Annotated in this window: 19 protein-coding genes; 5 read left to right on the forward strand and 14 right to left on the reverse strand. The window is 66.4% G+C overall.

Going from position 1 to position 18,972, the window contains the following annotated elements; genetic code table 11:
* The first annotated feature begins 21 nt into the window (after positions 1 to 21).
* On the forward strand, positions 22 to 1,119 hold the full coding sequence (locus tag ABC969_RS09545) for a DUF2336 domain-containing protein (protein WP_345864459.1): 1,098 nt from the start codon (positions 22 to 24) through the stop codon (positions 1,117 to 1,119).
* On the forward strand, positions 1,116 to 2,489 hold the full coding sequence (locus ABC969_RS09550; protein ID WP_345864460.1) for a sensor histidine kinase: 1,374 nt from the start codon (positions 1,116 to 1,118) through the stop codon (positions 2,487 to 2,489). Before ABC969_RS09545 ends, ABC969_RS09550 begins: the two co-directional genes overlap by 4 nt.
* Positions 2,490 to 2,534: 45 nt before the next feature.
* Here ABC969_RS09550 and ABC969_RS09555 read toward each other — a convergent pair whose 3' ends face one another.
* The 4 genes from ABC969_RS09555 to ABC969_RS09570 form a co-directional block, all read right to left on the reverse strand.
* Positions 2,535 to 3,596 (reverse strand): SDR family oxidoreductase, encoded by a 1,062-nt coding sequence (locus ABC969_RS09555; protein WP_345864461.1) that lies wholly within the window; start codon positions 3,594 to 3,596, stop codon positions 2,535 to 2,537.
* Positions 3,597 to 3,638: 42 nt separating this feature from the next.
* Positions 3,639 to 3,833 (reverse strand): hypothetical protein, encoded by a 195-nt coding sequence (locus ABC969_RS09560; RefSeq protein ID WP_345864462.1) that lies wholly within the window; start codon positions 3,831 to 3,833, stop codon positions 3,639 to 3,641.
* Positions 3,834 to 3,878: 45 nt separating this feature from the next.
* Positions 3,879 to 4,142, reverse strand: a complete 264-nt coding sequence (locus ABC969_RS09565; protein WP_345864463.1) for a hypothetical protein — start codon at positions 4,140 to 4,142, stop codon at positions 3,879 to 3,881.
* A gap of 68 nt (positions 4,143 to 4,210) precedes the next feature.
* Positions 4,211 to 4,714, reverse strand: a complete 504-nt coding sequence (locus tag ABC969_RS09570) for a DUF892 family protein (protein WP_345864464.1) — start codon at positions 4,712 to 4,714, stop codon at positions 4,211 to 4,213.
* A gap of 148 nt (positions 4,715 to 4,862) precedes the next feature.
* Here ABC969_RS09570 and ABC969_RS09575 point away from each other — a divergent pair, with 148 nt between their 5' ends.
* Positions 4,863 to 5,201: a hypothetical protein gene (locus ABC969_RS09575; RefSeq protein ID WP_345864465.1), complete on the forward strand. Its 339-nt coding sequence runs from the start codon at positions 4,863 to 4,865 to the stop codon at positions 5,199 to 5,201.
* Positions 5,202 to 5,212: 11 nt separating this feature from the next.
* On the opposite strand, the gene ABC969_RS09580 is transcribed toward ABC969_RS09575, so the two are convergent.
* Genes ABC969_RS09580 through gltX form a run of 4 tightly spaced genes read right to left on the reverse strand, consistent with a single transcriptional unit; the run spans position 5,213 to position 8,839 of the window.
* A complete protein-coding gene (locus ABC969_RS09580) occupies positions 5,213 to 5,920 on the reverse strand; it encodes a DUF2490 domain-containing protein (RefSeq protein ID WP_345864466.1) in 708 nt (235 codons plus the stop codon).
* 21 nt (positions 5,921 to 5,941) lie between these two features.
* The gene (locus tag ABC969_RS09585) at positions 5,942 to 6,136 is read right to left on the reverse strand and encodes a hypothetical protein (RefSeq protein WP_345864467.1); all 195 of its coding nucleotides are present in this window, start codon (positions 6,134 to 6,136) and stop codon (positions 5,942 to 5,944) included.
* The gene (locus tag ABC969_RS09590) at positions 6,136 to 7,419 is read right to left on the reverse strand and encodes a citrate synthase (RefSeq protein ID WP_345864468.1); all 1,284 of its coding nucleotides are present in this window, start codon (positions 7,417 to 7,419) and stop codon (positions 6,136 to 6,138) included. Before ABC969_RS09590 ends, ABC969_RS09585 begins: the two co-directional genes overlap by 1 nt.
* 10 nt (positions 7,420 to 7,429) lie before the next feature.
* Positions 7,430 to 8,839: a glutamate--tRNA ligase gene (gene gltX / locus ABC969_RS09595; protein WP_345864469.1), complete on the reverse strand. Its 1,410-nt coding sequence runs from the start codon at positions 8,837 to 8,839 to the stop codon at positions 7,430 to 7,432.
* A 156-nt stretch (positions 8,840 to 8,995) separates the two neighbouring features.
* Here gltX and ABC969_RS09600 point away from each other — a divergent pair, with 156 nt between their 5' ends.
* A complete protein-coding gene (locus ABC969_RS09600; RefSeq protein ID WP_345864470.1) occupies positions 8,996 to 11,140 on the forward strand; it encodes a ComEC/Rec2 family competence protein in 2,145 nt (714 codons plus the stop codon).
* Positions 11,141 to 11,240: 100 nt separating this feature from the next.
* On the opposite strand, the gene lexA is transcribed toward ABC969_RS09600, so the two are convergent.
* Both lexA and ABC969_RS09610 read right to left on the reverse strand, forming a co-directional pair.
* A complete protein-coding gene (lexA, locus tag ABC969_RS09605) occupies positions 11,241 to 11,942 on the reverse strand; it encodes a transcriptional repressor LexA (RefSeq protein WP_345864471.1) in 702 nt (233 codons plus the stop codon).
* Positions 11,943 to 11,996: 54 nt separating this feature from the next.
* The gene (locus ABC969_RS09610) at positions 11,997 to 13,178 is read right to left on the reverse strand and encodes a molybdopterin molybdotransferase MoeA (RefSeq protein WP_345864472.1); all 1,182 of its coding nucleotides are present in this window, start codon (positions 13,176 to 13,178) and stop codon (positions 11,997 to 11,999) included.
* Positions 13,179 to 13,431: 253 nt separating this feature from the next.
* Here ABC969_RS09610 and ABC969_RS09615 point away from each other — a divergent pair, with 253 nt between their 5' ends.
* Positions 13,432 to 15,750 (forward strand): TonB-dependent receptor, encoded by a 2,319-nt coding sequence (locus ABC969_RS09615; protein WP_345864473.1) that lies wholly within the window; start codon positions 13,432 to 13,434, stop codon positions 15,748 to 15,750.
* 274 nt (positions 15,751 to 16,024) lie between these two features.
* On the opposite strand, the gene moaC is transcribed toward ABC969_RS09615, so the two are convergent.
* From moaC to ABC969_RS09635, 4 genes are read right to left on the reverse strand one after another with little or no spacing between them, the layout of a single operon-like run.
* Positions 16,025 to 16,498, reverse strand: a complete 474-nt coding sequence (gene moaC / locus ABC969_RS09620) for a cyclic pyranopterin monophosphate synthase MoaC (RefSeq protein ID WP_345864474.1) — start codon at positions 16,496 to 16,498, stop codon at positions 16,025 to 16,027.
* Positions 16,495 to 17,280: an indole-3-glycerol phosphate synthase TrpC gene (gene trpC, locus ABC969_RS09625; RefSeq protein WP_345864475.1), complete on the reverse strand. Its 786-nt coding sequence runs from the start codon at positions 17,278 to 17,280 to the stop codon at positions 16,495 to 16,497. The genes moaC and trpC overlap by 4 nt, the downstream gene beginning before the upstream one ends.
* Positions 17,277 to 18,272, reverse strand: coding sequence for an anthranilate phosphoribosyltransferase (trpD, locus tag ABC969_RS09630; protein WP_345864476.1), 996 nt, complete (start codon positions 18,270 to 18,272; stop codon positions 17,277 to 17,279). The genes trpC and trpD overlap by 4 nt, the downstream gene beginning before the upstream one ends.
* Positions 18,269 to 18,850, reverse strand: coding sequence for an anthranilate synthase component II (locus ABC969_RS09635; RefSeq protein WP_345864477.1), 582 nt, complete (start codon positions 18,848 to 18,850; stop codon positions 18,269 to 18,271). Before ABC969_RS09635 ends, trpD begins: the two co-directional genes overlap by 4 nt.
* Between the last annotated feature and the right edge of the window lie 122 nt (positions 18,851 to 18,972).

The raw sequence follows: 18,972 nt of genomic DNA on the forward strand, positions 1-18,972 counted from the left end.
CATTTCCCCCATGGGGGCTGCATGGCCAGTTCTTTTCGCGACACGGATGATGGGGTTTCGGCGGTGCCGGCCGCGCTGATCGCGCGCGCCGCGACGGCACCGGCACTGGCACACGCCCGGCTGACGACAGCGATCGACGACTTTTTCCTGGGCGAAGACGGGCGGCTGGACGATCGCCTGCGCGCCGGCGTCGCGCGTTCGCTCGCGGCGATCGTCGCGGTCACCGAAGGCGCCATCGCGGCGCATGCGGCGCGCCTGCTGACGACGCGCGATGCACCGGAACTGGCCTTGCGGCTGGCGCAACCTGCGGTCTCGCTGCTCGGACGTTTGGCCGAGGCCGGGGTGCTCCGTGACGTGGCGCTGATGCGTGAAGTGATCGCGCGCGCGCGGCAGGAACAGATCGGCGATGCGCTGCCCGCCGAAGCGCCGCTACGGGCCGATTATCCTAGCCTGCTAACGCGGCTGGCCAACCATTCCGACCGTGTCGTGGCAGGTGCCGCCCGCGCGTTGTTCGTTGCCGAAAATCGCCGCCGCGCAATCCGCGACGGGGGCATGGCAAGCGATCTGCCGGCCGAATTGCATCACCGCTTGGTGTGGTGGATCACCGCCGCGTTGCGCCAACGCCTGGATGATGTCGACGATGCGGCGCTGCGCGATGCCGCGCTGACCGATGCTGCCTCACGGGTTCTGGCGGCGCACGACGAGGGCGAGGCGCTGGAGGCAGCGGCAATGCGGCTGGCGCGGGTCGTCGCCCCGTCTCGCGGGCAACTGGTGGATATGCTGATCGAGGCTTTGGGTGATCGGCGCCTTGTAATGTTCACGGCATTGCTCGCCGACAGCGTAGCGATGGATTATGATCTGGTGCGCGATTTTGTCGCCGATCCGGCCGGCAACCAGTTGCTGCTCGCCCTGCGCGCGCTCGATCTGGATCGCGGAACAATCGCCCGCATCGGCCTTGCTTTGTGCGAGGCGGATCCGCGTCGTAATCTCGATGCGTTCGCGGCAACGCTCGACGATGCGATGGCGCTGCAGCCCGATGCCGCGCAGGCCGGGCTGGCGGCGCTGAAGATGCATCCCGATCTGCGCGCCGCGTTGCTGGCGCTGGGCGAGGCGACATGAACGTCCCCGAACCCGGCATGGCACCGGTGCGCGGGTTGGTCGATCCGCACGGTGGCCTGATCGAAGCGGATCAACGGTTGAGCGAGCTCAATGAGCGTGCCGGCGGTGTGATCGGCCAGCCGCTGGCGGTGCCGGGCATCGCCGCGCTCGCGCGATTGGCACAGCGCCTGGGAACGCTCATTTCGCGCGCCGCGGTGGCGGGGGACGGCGATGGCGATGTCGATCTGTGGGTCCGCGCCTATCCCGAGCCGGCGGGCGTACGGCTAGAGATTACCGGCTGGCGACTGCGCGCGCCCTGGGCGCCGGGCGGGGCCCTGGACGAGCGGGACGGCGATTTCCTGCGCAGCGGCGCGGATTGGCTGTGGGAAGCGGACGCTGCGTTGCGGCTCACTTTCGTATCGCCTTTCGCCGGGGCGCTTCATGGTTTCGATCCCGACGCGGTGCTGGGACAGCCGCTGACTCGCCTGTTTATTCTGGGCGAGGATAATGAGGGCGTGTTTCCGATCCTTGGCGGTCTCGCCCTGCGCCAGCGCTTCGATGATCAACGTGCGACGATCCGCGGCACGACGCAAAGTGTCCGCCTGGCCGCGACCCCGCGCACCGACAAGGCGGGGATCTTCACGGGCTTTATCGGCGGCGCGCATCTGATCGATCCCGGCGCGGCCACGCCCGCGCCGCCCTCGGCGGAGGAAGGGCTGCCGACCGCGTTTGCCGAGCGGCTGGACGCGGCGCTGCGCCACCCGCTGGGGCGGATCATCGCAAATGCCGATAGTATCAGCGCGCAAGCCGAAGGCCCGCTCAGGCAGGATTATGCCGATTATGCTGCGGATATCGCGAGCGCGGGGCGTCATCTGATGGGTCTGGTCGACGATCTGGTCGATCTGCAGGCGATCGAGCGGCCCGACTTCGCGGTGGCCAGCGACGCGCTCGACCTTGCCGATGTCGCGCGCCGCGCCGCCGGACTGCTCAGCGTGCGCGCCGGCGAGGCGAAGGTGCGGATCGACAAGCCGCCGCTCGGCGAAGTGCTGCCGGCCAGCGGCGAATTCCGCCGCGCCTTGCAAGTGCTGGTCAATCTGATCGGCAATGCGGTGCGCTATTCGCCCGAAGGCGGGATGGTGTGGATCCGCACCGAACGCGGTGGCAATATCGCCGCGGTGATCGTGGCGGATCACGGCAAGGGCATCGCGCGTGAGGATCAGGCGCGCATCTTCGACAAATTCGAACGCGTCGATCCGCGCGAACCGGGTGGCAGCGGGCTTGGCCTGTATATCGCGCGGCGGCTGGCACGCGCGATGGGCGGTGATATTACGGTGGATAGCGCGCCGGGGCAGGGGGCACGCTTCGTATTCACACTGCCGTATCGCGGGTAGTGCCGCCCGCCGTCATCCCGGCCGGTGCCGAGATGACGCGCCGGGTCACGGGATCAGTCGCTCGGTGCGCAGCTCGGCGAACAGGTCGAAGAAGGCATCATCCGTCGGCTGATAGGCGGTGAACCCCAGCCGGCGGCTTTTCGACATATCCGTGACCACCTCGATCGGCCGGCCGAGATCGGCATCGGTATGCCAGGCCGAAGCCAGCCGCGACAGATCGGGCTCGGCCAGCCCCTCGCGCGCGGCGATCTGGCGCCACAAGCCGGCATCGTCCGCCATCTGCGTTTCCAGCGGCTGCACCGTGCCGTCGAACGGCGCAGGCTCGACGCCGAACCAAGCGGCGATCCGCGCCCACATCCAGCTCCAGCGGAAGACATCGCCATTGACGATGTTGAACGCCTCGTTGGCCGCCGCCGGCGTCGTCGCTGCCCACAGCAATTGCCGCGCCAGCTGGCGCGCATCGGTCATGTCGGTCAGGCTTTCCCATTGCGCGGCCGAGCCGGGGAAGCGGAACGGACGCCCGGTTTCCTTGCACAAGGTGGCATAGACGGCCAGCGTCGTGCCCATGTTCATGGCATTGCCCACCGCCTTGCCGATCACCGTATGCGGGCGGTGCACGCTCCAGGTGAAGCCATCGCGGGCGGCGGCGGCGAACACTTCGTCCTCCTGCGCATAATAGAAATTCTCCACCTCGAGCCGGCCCTGCTCCTCGCGGAACGGCGTCTGCGGCAGCGCGCCTTTGCCGTAGGCTTCGAACGGCCCGAGATAATGCTTCAGCCCGGTGACCAACGCGACATGGCGCGGGCCCTCCGTCGGGCGCAGCCCGTCGAGCAGATTGCGCACCATCGCCGCATTGACGCGGATATTCTCCGCCTCATTATCCTGGCGCAGCCACGTGGTAATGAACACCGCGTCGGGCCGGAGATCGGCCAGCGCCGACTTGGTGGCAGCGGCATCGAGCAGATCCGCGGCCACGCCGGTTACGGCGTCCTGCGCGGTCGGGCGACGCGCGAGGCCGTGTACATCCCAGCCCTGCTCGACCAGTAATTTCGCCGTTGCGCTGCCCACGATCCCGCTTGCGCCAACCACCAATGCCGTTCCGGCCATGTAGATACTCCATTGGGCCGCCGCGGCAGGCCGGATTAAGCGCTAGGCGCGCGGTGAGTGATCGGGCGGCTCGCGACCGGCATCCAGATCGCGCGCGACGTTACGCTCCTCGCGGCCGTCCAGCGGATGGCGGTTGGAGCGTTTGCGCAGGAAATAGGCAAAGCCGATCGCCACGATGACCACGACGATGACAAGCGTGCCAAGATTGAGCGAGGATAGAAATGTCGCAGACTGCATGATTGGAGACCTTTCGCGGCCCACCCATTTTCCCAACCGCCGCCGCTAGAGAAGGTTCCCGGTCGCCACGGCGGGTAACGGCGCGTCATCCTCCTCGCGGAGAAATTTGAGCAGTTCCTCGATCTGCTCGGGGCCATAGCGCAACTCCATGTCGTCGATCTCGATCCGCACGGCGGCGCGGTCTTCGGTCGACCAATCCTGCAGCAGGTCAGCGCAATCGGATAATGACCCGCGCGACACCACGGCGTCCGATTGGTGCGCGTCACTGCGATAAATTGTCGCCGGCTCGCTCAGCGGGTAAGTCGTCATGGTCACATCCCTTATCGTCAGCACGGCAAAATGCCCGCCGACCCGAAAGTCGACGGGCATTGGCGGCTCTAAGCGTCTTCTGCCTGCAGATTGACGCTCGTTTCAGCCAATTTGGTCATATATTCGTCGCCACCATAGATTTCCTTGGTCGCGGCGCTCAGCTTCTTGCTGTCGTCCTTGAGGCCCAGCGCCTTGGCGAAGGCCGCCGCGGTGCCGAAGCCGGCAATGCCGTAATGCGTCATGCGCTGATATTGCGCGATGATCATCACATCGAGCAGCGGACCCTTTTCCGGCCCCTCTTCGAGCACATGCTTGGTCGCCTCGGCAACGAGGCCTTCCATGCCCTTGCAATGCTCCTTGGACACCTTCTCGTCATTGGCCGCGATCAGCTCCTTCAGCACGTCGGTATGCTTTTCGATGCCGGCCTGCGAATTGGTCAGCATGTCCTTCAGCGCCTTGTCGCTTGCCTTGGCGGTGATCTTTTTCAGCACCTTCTTCATCTGGTCGTTGGCGGACCACAGATCCTTCAGCTCGTCGGTGTAGATTTCCATGAGATCTTCGGGTGCAGACATTGGTGCGATCCTTGTTCGTACCCGGGACCGAATTGCCCGATGGTCGCGCTCTAACCGCCGAGCGCGGCAGCCCGTTCCGCTTGCCCGACAATTGCTGCTGCGCCCAAATGGTCCTGAACCGAATCCGTCTCCCCGCGTTGACCGTCCGATGCCCCATGCCAGCAATATCGTCCTGTGCGACGGCCCCGATAGTCCGCACGCCTTCGACAACATCCCGCTCCAGATACGCAACGGCACGCTCGATGCCCGCTGCCCGATCTGCCTGGGCTATGGCCAGTGGAACACCGAGATCGATCTGGTCAGCTTCCGCTGCAAGCGCGCGGTCTGCGCCTATTGCCACGGTGCGGGGTGGATCGAGACAGGCGGTGATCCGGTCGCCGTGCCCGACATCGTGCTGACGCCTGAGGGCTATCCCAAATGGGTGGTGAATTATGTGGCCGAGCGTGAGGCGGATACGACGCCGGGCGGCGCGCAGCTGACGCCCTGAAACCAGTCCGATTAGTCGTTGACGCTGGTGGATAAAGCGTCGCGCAGATTGATCGTCAGCTGCAGGCTCAAGGCATGGTCCATCTGCGCGCGCGCTGCGGCGCGGGCCGGGCGGAACTGGTTGAGATAGCCGATATCCGCTGCCATGACGCGGCCGAGCGGGACGGTAATGCCGAGGATATTGCGCATCCGTTCATAGCCGCTGCGTTGCCCCCAGGCGGTGCTGTTGGGCAGGATGAAGCTTTCGTGGCTGGCGAACAGCGCCAGCCCAGTGGCGCGCAGCGGGTGATTGTAGCGCAACAGTGGGCGGATGCGCACGCCGATCTCGTTGCCACGCGGATTGAAGCGCTCATCGAGGCGGAACCGTGTCGTCACGCGGCCGAACGTGCCGACGACCTGCTGGCGCAGGCGGTTCTCATTGGCACCGGTATTGCCGTTATGCGCGCCAACGCGGCGATAGCCCGCGGCGAGCTCGATGCCCTCGGCCACGCGTAGCCCGAGCAACACGCCATATTCGGTTTGGAACAGCCCGTCCTGCCGATCGCTGAAGCGGGCGATCTGCTCCAGTGTCACCTTGACCTGCTTGGTCACCGGCAAGTTGACGTTCACCTGCGTCCATAATTGCGCGTCGTGCTGCTGCGCCTGCGCCGGCATCGCCAGCACGGTGACCGACGCAGCGACGATACTGTAAATGCGGGCGGGCAGGCGGGTAAGGCCCATGGGATCCGGCAGGCCGCCGCCTCAGCGCCGCGCGCGCCAGATGGCGACCGCCCCGGCGAGTGCCAGCAAGGCCCCGCGCACCGCCCACTCGCGCTCCTGTAGCATGAAGCTCGACGCCGGCCACAGGATGATCCCCAGGCCCTGGCCGATGAACAGCAAGCCCAGCGCCAGCGCGACGAGGCCGATGATCAGCAGCAAGGCCCGGGGGATCCGCATCAGCGCTGCTCCACGCCCACATAATCACGCTCGGTCGGCCCGGTATAGAGCTGACGCGGGCGGCCGATCTTCTGCTCCGGATCGGAGATCATCTCGTTCCACTGCGCCACCCAGCCGACCGTGCGCGCGAGCGCGAACAGCGCGGTGAACATGGTGGTCGGGAAGCCGATCGCCGAGAGGATCACGCCGGAATAGAAATCGACGTTGGGGAACAGCTTCTTCTCGATGAAGTACGGATCGTTGAGCGCCATTTCCTCGAGCTTCAGCGCCACATCGAAGATCGGATCGGTCACGCCCAGTTCGCCCAGTACTTCGCGCACGGTCTGCTGCATGACGGTCGCACGCGGATCGTAATTCTTATACACGCGGTGGCCGAAGCCCATCAGGCGGAACGGATCGTTCTTGTCCTTGGCGCGGGCGATATATTCCGGAATGCGATCTACCGTGCCGATCTCGCGCAGCATGTTGAGCGCGGCTTCGTTGGCGCCGCCATGCGCCGGGCCCCACAGGCAGGCAATGCCGGCGGCGATGCAGGCAAAGGGGTTGGCCCCCGACGAACCGGCCAGCCGGACGGTCGAGGTCGAGGCGTTCTGCTCGTGATCGGCATGCAGGATGAAGATGCGGTCCATCGCCTTTTCGACGATCGGGTTGACGATATAGGGCTCGGCGGGAACGCCGAACGTCATGCGCAGGAAATTGCCGGTATAGCTCAGCGAATTGTCCGGGTGCATGAACGGCTGGCCGATGGAATATTTATACGCCATCGCCGCGATCGTCGGCATCTTGGCGATCAGCCGGTGGCTGGCGATCATGCGCTGCTGCGGATCGCTGATGTCGGCCGAATCCTGATAGAAAGCGCTGAGCGCGCCGACCACACCGCACATGATCGCCATCGGATGCGCATCGCGGCGGAAGCCGCGATAGAAGGTGGCGAGCTGCTCGTGCAGCATCGTGTGACGGCTGATCGTGTAGGTGAAATTGTCCAGCTCGGCCTTGGACGGCAGTTCGCCGTTAACCAGCAGATAGCTGACTTCCATGAAGCTCGATTGCTCGGCCAACTGCCCGATCGGATAGCCCCGGTGCAGCAGCACGCCTTCATCGCCATCGATATAGGTGATCGCGCTGTCGCACGAGGCGGTCGAGGTGAAGCCGGGATCGTAGGTGAACTTGCCGGTCTGGGCATAGAGCTTGCGGATATCGATCACGTCGGGGCCGACGCTGCCCTGCATCACGGCCAGTTCGAGATCTTTGGTGCCGACGTTCAGCTTTGCGGAATCGCTCATCAATCGTCCTTTATTGTGCCGAAACGGCGTTTATCTGGTCTTTTATGCGGCCGAGGCTTTCGTCGCGACCGAGCAGATCGAGCACCTCGAAGATGCCGGGCGAGGTCTTCTTGCCGGTCAGCGCCGCGCGTAACGGCTGCGCAACTTGGCCGAGTTTGATCCCGGCCTCCTCGGCCGTCTGCCGAACCGCATGTTCTAAGCTCTCCGTATCCCAGCTTTGCAGCGCGTCAAGTTTGACATGCGCAGATGCGAGCAGGGCACGCGATTCCACGGTGAGCAGATCGGCGGCGGCCGGATCGAGCACAAGGGGACGCAAGCGAAACAAGAACGCGGTGCCGCTGGCGAGGTCGTTAAGATTGGCCGCGCGCGGCTTGAGCGCGGGCATGGCGCGGCGCAGCAATTCCAGTTGGTCGGTAGATACCGTAAAATCGAGTCGCGCCGCCACCAGGTCGGCCAGCCGGGCGTCGTCGGCGAAACGGAGATAGTGGCCGTTGAGGTTTTCGAGCTTCTTCAGATCGAACCGCGAGGGTGATCGCCCAACGCCGGCGAGATCGAACCATTCGACTGCCTGCTCGCGGCCAATCACTTCATCGTCGCCATGGCCCCAACCAAGACGCAGCAGATAATTATCCAGCGCCTCGGGCAGGATGCCGAGCTCGTCGCGATAGGAATCGACGCCGACCGCCCCGTGGCGCTTGCTGAGCTTGGCGCCATCGGTGCCGTGGATCAGCGGGATATGCGCGTAGACCGGCTCGGGCCAACCCATAGCGCGAATGACCGTCATCTGGCGGAAGGCGTTGTTGAGGTGATCGTCTCCCCGGATCACGTGCGTTACGCCCATGTCGTGATCATCGACCACTACTGCAAGCATATAGGTCGGCGTACCGTCCGACCGCAGCAGGACGAAATCGTCGAGCTCGGCATTCTGCACGGTTACTGGCCCCTGGACCTGATCCTGGATCGTCGTCGCGCCTTCCTTGGGCGCCTTGATGCGCACCACGAAGGGCGCGCCGGCGGGGGCATCGCTATCGGGGCGATCGCGCCAGCGGCCGTCGTAGCGCATCGGCTGCTTGGCGGCCTTCTGCTGCTCGCGAAGCGCCGACAGCTCTTCGGCGGTGGCGTAGCATTTGTAGGCGTGGCCGGCGGTGAGCAATTGATGCGCGACCTCTGCATGCCGCGCGGCGCGTTCGAACTGGTAGACGGTGTCGCCATCCCAGTTGAGCCCGAGCCAGCTCATCGAATCGAGGATCGCGTCGATCGCCGGCTGCGTCGAGCGCGCGCGATCGGTATCCTCGATGCGCAGCAGGAACTCGCCGCCATGATGGCGCGCGAACAGCCAGTTGAACAAGGCCGTGCGCGCGCCGCCGATATGCAGAAAACCGGTCGGCGAAGGCGCGAACCGGGTGACGACCTTGCCCATATCGGGGGTCGCGGAAGAAGTACCGGAAGCCGAAGCTTCGGGGGTGGCTATTGCGCCCAAACGCGCATCCTTTCAGACTTGTGAACTATGGCCAGCTCAGCCGCCGACGCCCCTAGCATGCGACCTTGGCCGCGCCAAATCGCGGGGCGTCTCGGCATGACACGCCTGGGGCTCGAGCAGTGGCTGGAGGCGGAGCGCGACCAGATCGTGCTGTGGCTGCCGGTGATGCTGGGGGCGGGAATCAGCTTATGGTTTGTCCTGCCCGATGAAGCCGCGTGGGCGACGGTGCTGCTGCTGTGCGCGGCCGGCGGCCTGGCTGCGCTGGCCGTGGGATCGGGCGGGCGGGCGTCGCGGGCGCTGGCGGTCGGCTTCGTGAGCGTGGCGCTGGGCCTGGCGTTGATATGGTGGCGGGCCGAGCGTGTCGCCGGCGAGGTGCTGACGCGACCGGTGATCGTAGCGTTCGAGGCAAAAGTGGTGAGCCTCGAACCGCTGGCGGCACGCGATCTGGTGCGCTTGCGCCTGGCGCCGATCAGGATCGTCGAGCGCATGCCGGTTCGGCGCGGCCAGCCAACGGTGTTGCCGGCCTTCGTGCGCGTCAATCTGGCGGAGAAGGACGTGCCGGCGGGGCTGACGCGGGGCGCTACGATCGGGCTCCGTGCGCGGCTGATGCCGCCGCCCGAGCCGGCCGTCCCGGGAGCGTATGATTATGCGCGTGTCGCCTGGTTCGATCGCATCGGGGCGACCGGGCGGGGCTTTGCACCGGTGACGATCGTCAAGCCGGGAGAGGCTGTGGGGGCCGATTTGCGCGACCGGCTTTCGCGGCACATCCAGGCGCGTGTTGATGGCAGTGCGGGCGGCATCGCCTCCGCGCTGGCGACGGGTGATCAGGGTGCGATCGCCGAGGATGATGCGGAGGCGATGCGGCGCGCCGGGCTCGCCCATCTGTTGTCTGTCAGCGGCTTGCATATCACCGCGGTGGTGGCACTGGTGATGCTCGTGGTGATGCGCTCGCTGGCGCTGAGCCCGTGGCTGGCGCTGCACGTGCGGCTGCCGCTGATCGCCGCGGCGGCCGGGGCGGCGGCGGCGGTCGGATACACCATATTGACGGGCGCGCAGGTGCCGACGATCCGTTCGTGTGTCGCCGCCTTGCTGGTGCTGGTCGCGCTGGCGATGGGGCGCGAGGCGATGACGCTCAGGCTGGTCGCGGCGGGCGCGGTGGTCGTGCTGCTGCTGTGGCCCGAGGCACTGGCGGGGCCCAGTTTTCAGCTCTCGTTCGCCGCCATTACCGCCATCGTGGCGCTGCACGAGCATCCGCGCGTGACGGCATGGTTTGCCCCCCGTGGCGAAGGGCGGTTGCCGAAACTTGCCAGGTGGCTGGCGGCACTGGTGTTGACCGGCCTGGCAGTGGAGCTGGCGTTGATGCCGATCGCGCTGTTTCATTTTCACAAGACCGGTTTGTATGGCGCGCTGGCCAATATCGTGGCGATCCCGCTGACGACGTTCGTGGTGATGCCGCTGGAGGCGCTTTCGCTGGCGCTCGATGCGGTGGGGCTTGGGGCGCCGGGCTGGTGGCTGACGGATCATGCGCTGCGCTTGCTGTTGTGGATGGCACGGACGACGGCGGCCTTGCCGGGGTCGGTTGCCGCGTTGCCGGCGATGCCCGCGGCCGCGTTTGGGCTGATGGTAGCGGGTGGCTTGTGGCTCGCCTTGTGGCGGACACGGTGGCGACGGTTGGGGCTGGCGCCGCTGCTGGTGGGGCTGGGCTGGGCGCTGGTGGCACCGTCGCCGGACCTGCTGGTGACCGGCGACGGACGGCATGTTGCGGTGCGCACGGCGGAGGGCGGGCTGGCGATGCTGCGCGACCGGGTGGGGGACTACACCTCGGATATGCTGGCGGAGAATGGCGGGGTGGATGGCGCGCCGTTGCTGCTCGCCGAGCAGCCGGAGGCGCGGTGCACGCGGGATCTGTGTCTGATCGAGCGGGTGGCCGGCGGGCGGCGGTGGCGGGTTCTGGCGACGCGGAGTGCTTATCTCGTGCCGGTGCGGGAACTGCTCGCGGCGTGTCGCGACGCCGATATCGTGGTCAGCGAGCGGCGTCTGCCGCGGGGGTGTTCGGCGCGATGGCTGACCCTGGATCGGCCGATGCTGGCGCGCACCGGGGGCGTGGCGATCGCGTTGGCGCACGGCATGGTGCGGACGGTGCGGGCGCCGGGGGATCGGCATCCGTGGCGGCTCCCGCCCTCCCTAAAACAAAACCACCTTTTCAAAGGCACTCGCCCGGCGCGGACCGGGGTCCGGTAGCATCACTAAAGTGACCCGGCCTTTGCCAATTACCGCGTCCGCCACTTCTGGGGCCCGGCCTCCGCCAGGAAAGCGCGAAACTCGGAAAGCTAGGCGAAGGTTAGTCGTAGCGGCGCAGCAATCCGGCGAGCTTGCCCTGCACACGGACCTGCTGCGGCGCGTAACGCTGGGGATCGTAAGCGCGGTTGGCGGGATCGAGCCGGACCATGGCACCTTCGCGACGGAAATATTTGAGCGTCGCCTCGGCATCCTCGATCAGCGCGACGACGATCTCGCCATCGCGGGCCACGTCCTGCCGACGGATCAGCGCGTAATCGCCATCCAGAATGCCGGCCTCGACCATCGAATCGCCCGACACTTCGAGCGCATAATGATCGCCCTTGCCGAGCAAGGCTGCGGGCACCGAAAGCATTGCACTACTCTCGAACGCCTCGATCGGCAGACCGGCAGCGATGCGGCCGTGCAACGGAATTTCGATCACGTCGTTGGCCGGTTCGGGGCGCGAATGTTGAGAAAGTTGAGACGCTGGCGACATTGCCGGCGACATTGGCGCGGCCGTCTTCCTGGTCAGCTTCACCACATCCCCGCGCTCGGGCATCTTGAGCACTTCAAGCGCGCGCGCGCGATTGGGCAGGCGACGGATGAACTGACGTTCTTCGAGCGCGCTGATCAGGCGGTGCACGCCCGACTTGGATTTGAGATCGAGCGCATCCTTCATTTCCTCGAACGAGGGCGACACGCCGGTTTCCTCCAGGCGATCACTGATGAAGCAGATAAGCTCGTGCTGCTTGCGCGTTAGCATTGCGTTCCTCCGTCAGAACAGACGCGGAACCTTTATGGAACAGTTTCCATCAAGTCAAGCCAGGATAAGGATTTCCGCCGAGTCGCCAATTTGCGCTGCCGCCGCCTGCGGCGGGCGCAGGATCAGGCAGGTAGCGCGGGCCAGCGTGCGCAGCATCGAACTGTCCTGGATGGTCGAGGCGAAAGCCTGCCCGTCGCGCAATTCGCCGCGCAGATAATCGGTGCGGTGGTCGTTGGCGGGGAGCGGCTCGCCGAGCGGCGCGGCGATGGTGGTCGGCAGCGGATCGCGCGCACCGGACATCATGGCGATCAACGGCAGCAGAAAGAGCTGCGCGGTGACGAAGGCGGAGACAGGGTTGCCGGGCAGGCCGAGCACGACCGCGCCACCCAGCCGGCCGGCCATCATCGGCTTGCCGGGGCGCAGCGCGATCTTCCAGAAATCGAGGCTGCCGCCGGCGGCGTCGAGCGCGGGGCGGACGAGATCGTGATCGCCGACCGAGGCGCCACCGGTCGTCACGAGAATATCCGCATCGATCCCGGCAAAGGCGGCGGTCATGATCGCGAGGTCGTCGGGGATGATGCCGAGATCGATCACCTCGACGGGGAGCGCGGCCAGCATCGCGGCGAGCATCAGCCCGTTGGATTCGGGGAGCTGGCCGGGGGCGAGATCGCGCCCGGCGGGGACCAGCTCATCGCCGGTGGCGGCGATCGCTACGCGCAGCCGCCGGGCGACGGGCAGCACGCCATGGCCGCCGATCGCGGTGACGGCGAGGCGGGCGGGCGTAAGCCGCTCGCCCTTGGCGACCAGCACGTCGCCGTCGTGGAAATCGAGCCCTTGCACGCGGACATTGCCGCCGTGGCGGCGCGGGCCATCACCCGTCAGGTGGATCGTGTCGCCCTCGCGCGAGGCTTCTTCCTGCACCAGCACGCTGTCGGCGCCGTCGGGCATGGCCGCGCCGGTGAAGATGCGCACCGTCTCGCCCGCCGCCATCGTGCCGGCAAAGGGACGCCCCGCAGCGCTCTCGCCGATCAGCGCGAAGGGGCCGGGGCGGTCGGCATAGCGGATGGCATAGCCATCCATGGCGGAAAGATCGCTGGCGGGCTGGGTGCGGCGGGCCAGCACGTCGGCAGCGGCCCAGCGGCCAACGGCAGCGGCGAGCGGCACGGTTTCCGTCGTGATGGCGGGGGCGAGCGCGAACAGGCGCGCTTGCGCGTCGGCGACGGGAAGCAGGGTCATGCCATTGCCTATCGCGCGGCGCGGGCAAAGGTCCAGCAGCATCTGCCAGACAACAGTGTGGCGTCGATCACACAGTGCGACACTATTGCTGGCCTGTTGCTGGGGCGTCACGAATCCGTCTTATTGGCCGCCTAGGGCCGCGCCAAGCGCAAGGCATCGTCTTTCCACCTCACCATGTCGGCACCGGTCAACGGTGGCGAAATGCCGTGCGCGCCGCTGTGCATCAACGATCTACGCCCTGGGGGGACACGCAATGTTCAACACGACCGTCATCAAATCGACCCTGCTCGTCGGCGCTGCCTTTGGCGCGCTGCTGAGTGCGACGACCGCGTCGGCACAGAATGCGCCCGACGTGGCAGTGAGCGATGCCGGCACGGACAGCGATCTGGGCGAGGTCGTGGTGACAGCGGAGCGCCGCTCGGAGAATTTGCAGAAGGTGCCGGTGTCGGTCGCCGTGGTCGGTGGCGATTCGCTGCGCGATTTCCAGAGCGGAGGCGAAGACATTCTGAGCCTCGCCGGCCGCGTACCGGGCCTGTATGCGGAAAGCACCACGGGGCGCATCTTCCCGCGCTTTTACATTCGCGGCCTGGGCAATATCGATTTCTATCTCGGCGCGTCGCAGCCCGTGTCGATCATCCAGGACGATGTCGTGCTCGAGCATGTCGTGCTGAAATCGAACCCGGTGTTCGACGTGCAGCAGGTGGAAGTGCTGCGCGGGCCGCAGGGCTCGCTATTCGGTCGCAACACGACCGCGGGCATCATCAAGTTCGACACGATCCGGCCCAGCCAGACGTTCGAAGGCCGCGGCACGGCATCCTATGGCAGCTACAACACGATCACGGCGGATGCCGGCATTGGTGGCCCGATCGTGGCCGACAAGATCGCGTTCCGCCTGTCCGGCCTGTACCAGCATCGCGACGACTGGGTGGACAATACGTTCGCCGGCACCGGGCCTGACGGCACCAAGGGCGGCAAGAACGCGCTGGGCGGGTTCGACGAGAAGGACGTGCGGCTGCAATTGCTGTTCACGCCGACCGACACGCTGAGCATCAACGTCTCGGGCCATGCGCGCGATTACAAGGGCACATCGACGATCTTCCATCGCGGCGCGCTGGTGCGCGGATCGAACAATATCCAGCGCGAACCGCGTTACAGCGTCGCGCTCGACGAAGCGGTCGGCAACCCGCAGGCCTACAAGACCTATGGCGCGTCGGTGAATGCGGCATGGGATTTCGGCGCGGCGACGCTGACGTCGATCACCGCTTACGAGACGACCAAGGGCTATAGCCGCGGCGATACCGATGGCGGCACGACGGTGCGCTTCCCGACCGGCAATCCCGGGCAAAGCCAGGGGCGCATCCGCGATCTCGATCAGTGGACGCAGGAACTGCGCCTTTCCAGCAACGGCGACACCGATTTCAAATGGCAGATCGGCGGCTTCTATTTCGACCAGCGCGACGACACCGAGTTCCGCCAGCGCGCTTCATTGCTGCTGCCGACCGCCACCGGCTATAATGCCCGCAATCTGGTGCAGCTGCATGACATCAATACGTCGTGGGCGGCGTTCGGCCAGATCAGCTATCGCATCGCCGAGAAGCTGACACTGACCGCCGGCGGCCGCTACACCGAAGATAACAAGCGCACGATCCTGACCACGCCGGCTTATACGGCGGCGGGCGTGGTCAACTTCCCAGCCACCGCGCCGCGCGACGTGCGCCTGAAGGGCAAGGAGCCGAGCTTCGACGTGTCGGCGCTGTACGAGGCATCGAACGACATCAGCCTGTACGGCCGCGTCGCGCGCGGCTTCCGCGGGCCGACGATCCAGGGGCGTTCGGCGGTGTTCGGATCGGCCTTCACGACGGCGGATTCGGAGACGATCATGTCGTACGAGGCGGGCCTCAAAACGCGCCCGTTCAGCAACATGCGCTTCAACGTGACGGGCTTCACCTACCGCGTGGATGACATCCAGCTCAACGGCAACGACGCCAATGGCAACGGCGTGCTGTTCAACGCCGATCACGCCAATGCCTATGGCGTCGAGGCCGAGCTGGAGTGGCGGCCGATCCGCAACATCAGCATTTCGCTGGGCGGCAGCGCGCTGCATACCGAGATCAAGGACAAGAACGTCTATGCGCAGGTCTGCGCGATCGGCGCGACCGTGACCTGCACGGTGCAGGATCCGACGATCGTTCGCCCGCTGTTCGGCACGCAGACCACGTTCGCGCAGATCGATGGCAATCCGCTGCCGAATGCGCCCAAATGGCAGCTGAACGCCGCGGTGCGCTACGACATTCCGTTGTGGAACGACGGCAATCTGTTCGTTTCGACCGACTGGAACGCGCAAGGATATACCAACCTCGTGCTGTACAAGACGGCGGAATTCTATGCCGATGGCAATATCGAGGGCGGGCTGAAGGTCGGCTACACCACGCCGGACCGGCAGTATGAGATTGCCGCATTCGCGCGCAACATCACCAATGAGAAGAACCTCAAAGGCGTGATCGAGAACTTCAACGCGGCGGTGTTCAACGAGCCGCGCGTGATCGGCGTGTCGCTGAGCGGCAAGTTCTGAGCTGAACGGGCGGCGCGCGGGGCGCGCGCCGCCCGTTCCCCGTAACGATATCGAACTGGCTGGCAGGCATTCGAGCTTTCCGAACCGTCACCCCGGACTTGATCCGGGGTCCACCATGCCGCACTTCATGCCCTCAGGGCACATTCCTCAGCCAAAGCCGCCTGGTGGACCCCGGAACGAGTCCGGGGTGACGGCCTTGGGAGGTGCGCGCCCCTAACAAGCGCTGCGCATCCTGCCTGGATCCTGAAATACAGTCGGGATGACGGGTGTGGGGTCAGGCCTGCGCGACCCAGTCGCCCGATTTGCCACCGCTCTTGGTCAGCAGCCGCACGCCGTCGATCTGCATGCCCTTATCGATCGCCTTGGCCATGTCGTAGATCGTCAGCAGCGTGACGGACACGGCGGTGAGCGCTTCCATTTCCACGCCGGTCTTGCCGTCGGTGCGCGCGGTGGCGGTGGCGGTGACGCCGCTATCGTCGGTGACGAGCTCGATCGCGACACGCGTCAGCGGCAGCGGGTGGCACAAGGGAATGAGATCGCTGGTGCGCTTGGCCGCCATGATCCCGGCGATGCGCGCGACGGCCAGCACATCGCCCTTGGCGGCGGCACCGGTGCGGATCGCGCTGGCGGCTTGCGGCGACATGGTGATGCGGCCGGTGGCGGTGGCTTCGCGCGCGGTCACTTCTTTGGCGGAAACGTCGACCATGTGCGCGGCGCCGGCGGAATCGAGATGGGTAAGGTCGCTCAACCCACCAACGCCCGCGTCGCCGCCTCGACATCGTCCTGCCGCATCAGCGCTTCGCCGATCAGGAAGCATGTCACGCCGTGTTCGGCCATCGCATCGAGATCGGCGCGCGTGGTCAGCCCGCTTTCGGCGACGAAGGTGCAGCCGGCGGGGGCTTTCGACACCAGCTCATAGGTACGCGCGAAATCCACGGTGAAATCGCGCAGATTGCGATTGTTGACGCCGATCAGCCGCGATTTGAGCTTCAGCGCGCGATCGAGCTCCTTGCTGTCGTGCACCTCGACCAGCACATCCATGCCACACTCGATCGCGCTGGCTTCGATTTCCGCCAGCAACGTGTCGTCGAGCGCGGCCATGATCAGCAGGATGGCGTCGGCGCCGATCGCGCGCGCCTCCGGCGCCTGCCACGGATCGATCATGAAATCCTTGCGCAGCACCGGCAGTGTGCAGGCCGCGCGCGCGTCGATCAGATACTGGTCGTCGCCCTGGAACCACGGCTCGTCGGTCAACACCGACAGGCAGGCGGCCCCGCCCGCCTGATAGGCACGGGCATGCGCCGGCGGATCGAAATCGGCGCGGATCAGGCCCTTGGAGGGGCTGGCCTTCTTGATCTCGGCGATCAGCGCGTGGCCCGTCTGCGCCTGCGCGTCGAGCGCGGCGCGAAAGCCGCGCGGTTTGGACTGCGCGGCGCCCCGCGCATCGAGCTCGGCGAGGCTGATCGTGGCCTTGCGCGCGGCGACTTCGGCGCGCTTGGTCTCCAGGATACGGTCGAGAATATCGGTCATGAATAGGCGATCCAGGCATCGAGCAGCGCGTTGGCGCGGCCGGCATCGAGCGCGTCCGCGGCGGCCGCGGCGCCCTCGGGCAGGGTAGAACTATGGCCGGCGACCATCAAGGCGGCGGCGGCGTTGAGCAGCACGGCGTCACGATAGCCGCCGGTTTCGCCGTGCAGCAGGCGGCTGAGCGCGGCGGCGTTAAAGGCGGGGTCGCCACCGTGGATCGCGGCGATCGGGTGGCGCGGCAGGCCGGCATCCTCGGGCGCGATGCGCGGGGGGAAGGCGGCGCTGCCGACATTCACGACGATGCTGGGGCCGGCGCCGGACAATTCATCGAGCCCCTCTTCGCCCGACACGACGATGGCGGATGCCGTGCCGAGCTGCGCCAGTGCTTCGGCATAGGTGCCGGCATAATCGGGGCGGGCGATGCCGATCAATTGCCGCGTGACATGCGCCGGATTGGCCAGCGGGCCCATCAGGTTGAAGATCGTGCGGCGGCCGATGCGGCGGCGGATCGGCGTGATGCGTTTCATCGCCGGATGATGGTTGGCGGCGAACAGGAAGCAGATGCCGAGATCATCGAGCGTCGCCTGTGCCATCGCGCCGGCGCGCTCCATATCGAGCCCGAGTGCCTCCAGCGTGTCGGCGGCGCCCGCCTTGGACGAGGCGGCGCGGTTGCCATGCTTGGCCACGGGCACGCCGCAGGCCGCGACGATCAGGCTGACCGCGGTGGAGACGTTGAGCGTATGATGCCCGTCACCGCCCGTGCCGCACACGTCGATCGCGTTTGCCGGCGCGGTGATCGGGATCAGGCGCGCGCGCAGCGCCCGGGCCGCCTCGGCGATCTCGATGCTGGTTTCGCCGCGGATGGCGAGCGCGGTGAGGAACTCGGCGACGGCATCTTCCGAGGTGCGCGCGTCGAGAATGTCGGCAAAGGCCTGGGCGGCGGACTCGCGGCTGAGCGGGGTGCCGGGATCGGGCAGCAGCGCGAGCGTGGTCATCGCGCGGGCACCGGCAGCCCCGCCAGCCGCAGGAAATTGGCCAGCATCTGGTGGCCATGTTCCGTCGCGATGCTTTCGGGGTGGAACTGTACGCCGTGGATCGGCAGCGTCTCGTGACGGAAGCCCATCACCGAGCCATCGTCGCTGCGCGCGTTGATCACGAGGTGCGCGGGAATGTCCTCGACGATCAGCGAGTGATAGCGCGTTGCGGTGAACGGGCTGGGCAGGCCTTCGAACAGCCCGGTGCCGTCATGCGTGACGGGCGAGGTCTTGCCGTGCATCAGCCCGCCGCGCACGACGTTGCCGCCGAAATGCTCGCCGATCGCCTGATGGCCGAGGCACACGCCGAGCAGTGGCTTGCCCGCCTCCGCGCAGGCGGCAACGAGATCGAGGCTGATTCCCGCTTCGGTTGGCGTGCGCGGCCCGGGCGAGATGAGAAACGCCTGCGCATTGCTCTCGATTGCCTCGCGCACCGTCAGCGCGTCGTTGCGCACCACTTTCGTCTCGGCGCCGAGCTCCATCAGATAATGGACCAAGTTCCACGTAAAGCTGTCGTAATTGTCGATGACCAGGATCATGTCCGGTGCCATACCCTAAGCGCGTTACAGCGCAACCGTGCCGGTTCGTTGCTGTCCTTGACGATCATTCAGCGTGGAGCAATCCACGCCTGGGCACGTTGAGTGGCAAAACAGGAGTTGAC

The organism is Sphingomonas qilianensis (assembly GCF_039614825.1).
GTDB classification, from domain to species: Bacteria; Pseudomonadota; Alphaproteobacteria; order Sphingomonadales; family Sphingomonadaceae; genus Sphingomonas; species Sphingomonas qilianensis.

Excerpts from the sequence above, each read along its gene's own strand:
- ABC969_RS09550 (WP_345864460.1), top strand. The coding sequence starts at position 1,116 with ATGAACGTCCCCGAACCCGGCATGGCACCGGTGCGCGGGTTGGTCGAT.
- gltX (WP_345864469.1), bottom strand. The coding sequence starts at position 8,839 with ATGGGCAAGGTCGTCACCCGGTTCGCGCCTTCGCCGACCGGTTTTCTG.
- ABC969_RS09580 (WP_345864466.1), bottom strand. The coding sequence starts at position 5,920 with ATGGGCCTTACCCGCCTGCCCGCCCGCATTTACAGTATCGTCGCTGCG.
- ABC969_RS09615 (WP_345864473.1), top strand. The coding sequence starts at position 13,432 with ATGTTCAACACGACCGTCATCAAATCGACCCTGCTCGTCGGCGCTGCC.
- ABC969_RS09565 (WP_345864463.1), bottom strand. The coding sequence starts at position 4,142 with ATGACGACTTACCCGCTGAGCGAGCCGGCGACAATTTATCGCAGTGAC.
- ABC969_RS09545 (WP_345864459.1), top strand. The coding sequence starts at position 22 with ATGGCCAGTTCTTTTCGCGACACGGATGATGGGGTTTCGGCGGTGCCG.
- ABC969_RS09590 (WP_345864468.1), bottom strand. The coding sequence starts at position 7,419 with ATGAGCGATTCCGCAAAGCTGAACGTCGGCACCAAAGATCTCGAACTG.
- ABC969_RS09635 (WP_345864477.1), bottom strand. The coding sequence starts at position 18,850 with ATGATCCTGGTCATCGACAATTACGACAGCTTTACGTGGAACTTGGTC.
- ABC969_RS09570 (WP_345864464.1), bottom strand. The coding sequence starts at position 4,714 with ATGTCTGCACCCGAAGATCTCATGGAAATCTACACCGACGAGCTGAAG.
- ABC969_RS09600 (WP_345864470.1), top strand. The coding sequence starts at position 8,996 with ATGACACGCCTGGGGCTCGAGCAGTGGCTGGAGGCGGAGCGCGACCAG.
- ABC969_RS09610 (WP_345864472.1), bottom strand. The coding sequence starts at position 13,178 with ATGACCCTGCTTCCCGTCGCCGACGCGCAAGCGCGCCTGTTCGCGCTC.
- trpC (WP_345864475.1), bottom strand. The coding sequence starts at position 17,280 with ATGACCGATATTCTCGACCGTATCCTGGAGACCAAGCGCGCCGAAGTC.
- ABC969_RS09585 (WP_345864467.1), bottom strand. The coding sequence starts at position 6,136 with ATGCGGATCCCCCGGGCCTTGCTGCTGATCATCGGCCTCGTCGCGCTG.
- ABC969_RS09555 (WP_345864461.1), bottom strand. The coding sequence starts at position 3,596 with ATGGCCGGAACGGCATTGGTGGTTGGCGCAAGCGGGATCGTGGGCAGC.
- lexA (WP_345864471.1), bottom strand. The coding sequence starts at position 11,942 with ATGCTAACGCGCAAGCAGCACGAGCTTATCTGCTTCATCAGTGATCGC.
- ABC969_RS09575 (WP_345864465.1), top strand. The coding sequence starts at position 4,863 with ATGCCCCATGCCAGCAATATCGTCCTGTGCGACGGCCCCGATAGTCCG.
- ABC969_RS09560 (WP_345864462.1), bottom strand. The coding sequence starts at position 3,833 with ATGCAGTCTGCGACATTTCTATCCTCGCTCAATCTTGGCACGCTTGTC.
- trpD (WP_345864476.1), bottom strand. The coding sequence starts at position 18,272 with ATGACCACGCTCGCGCTGCTGCCCGATCCCGGCACCCCGCTCAGCCGC.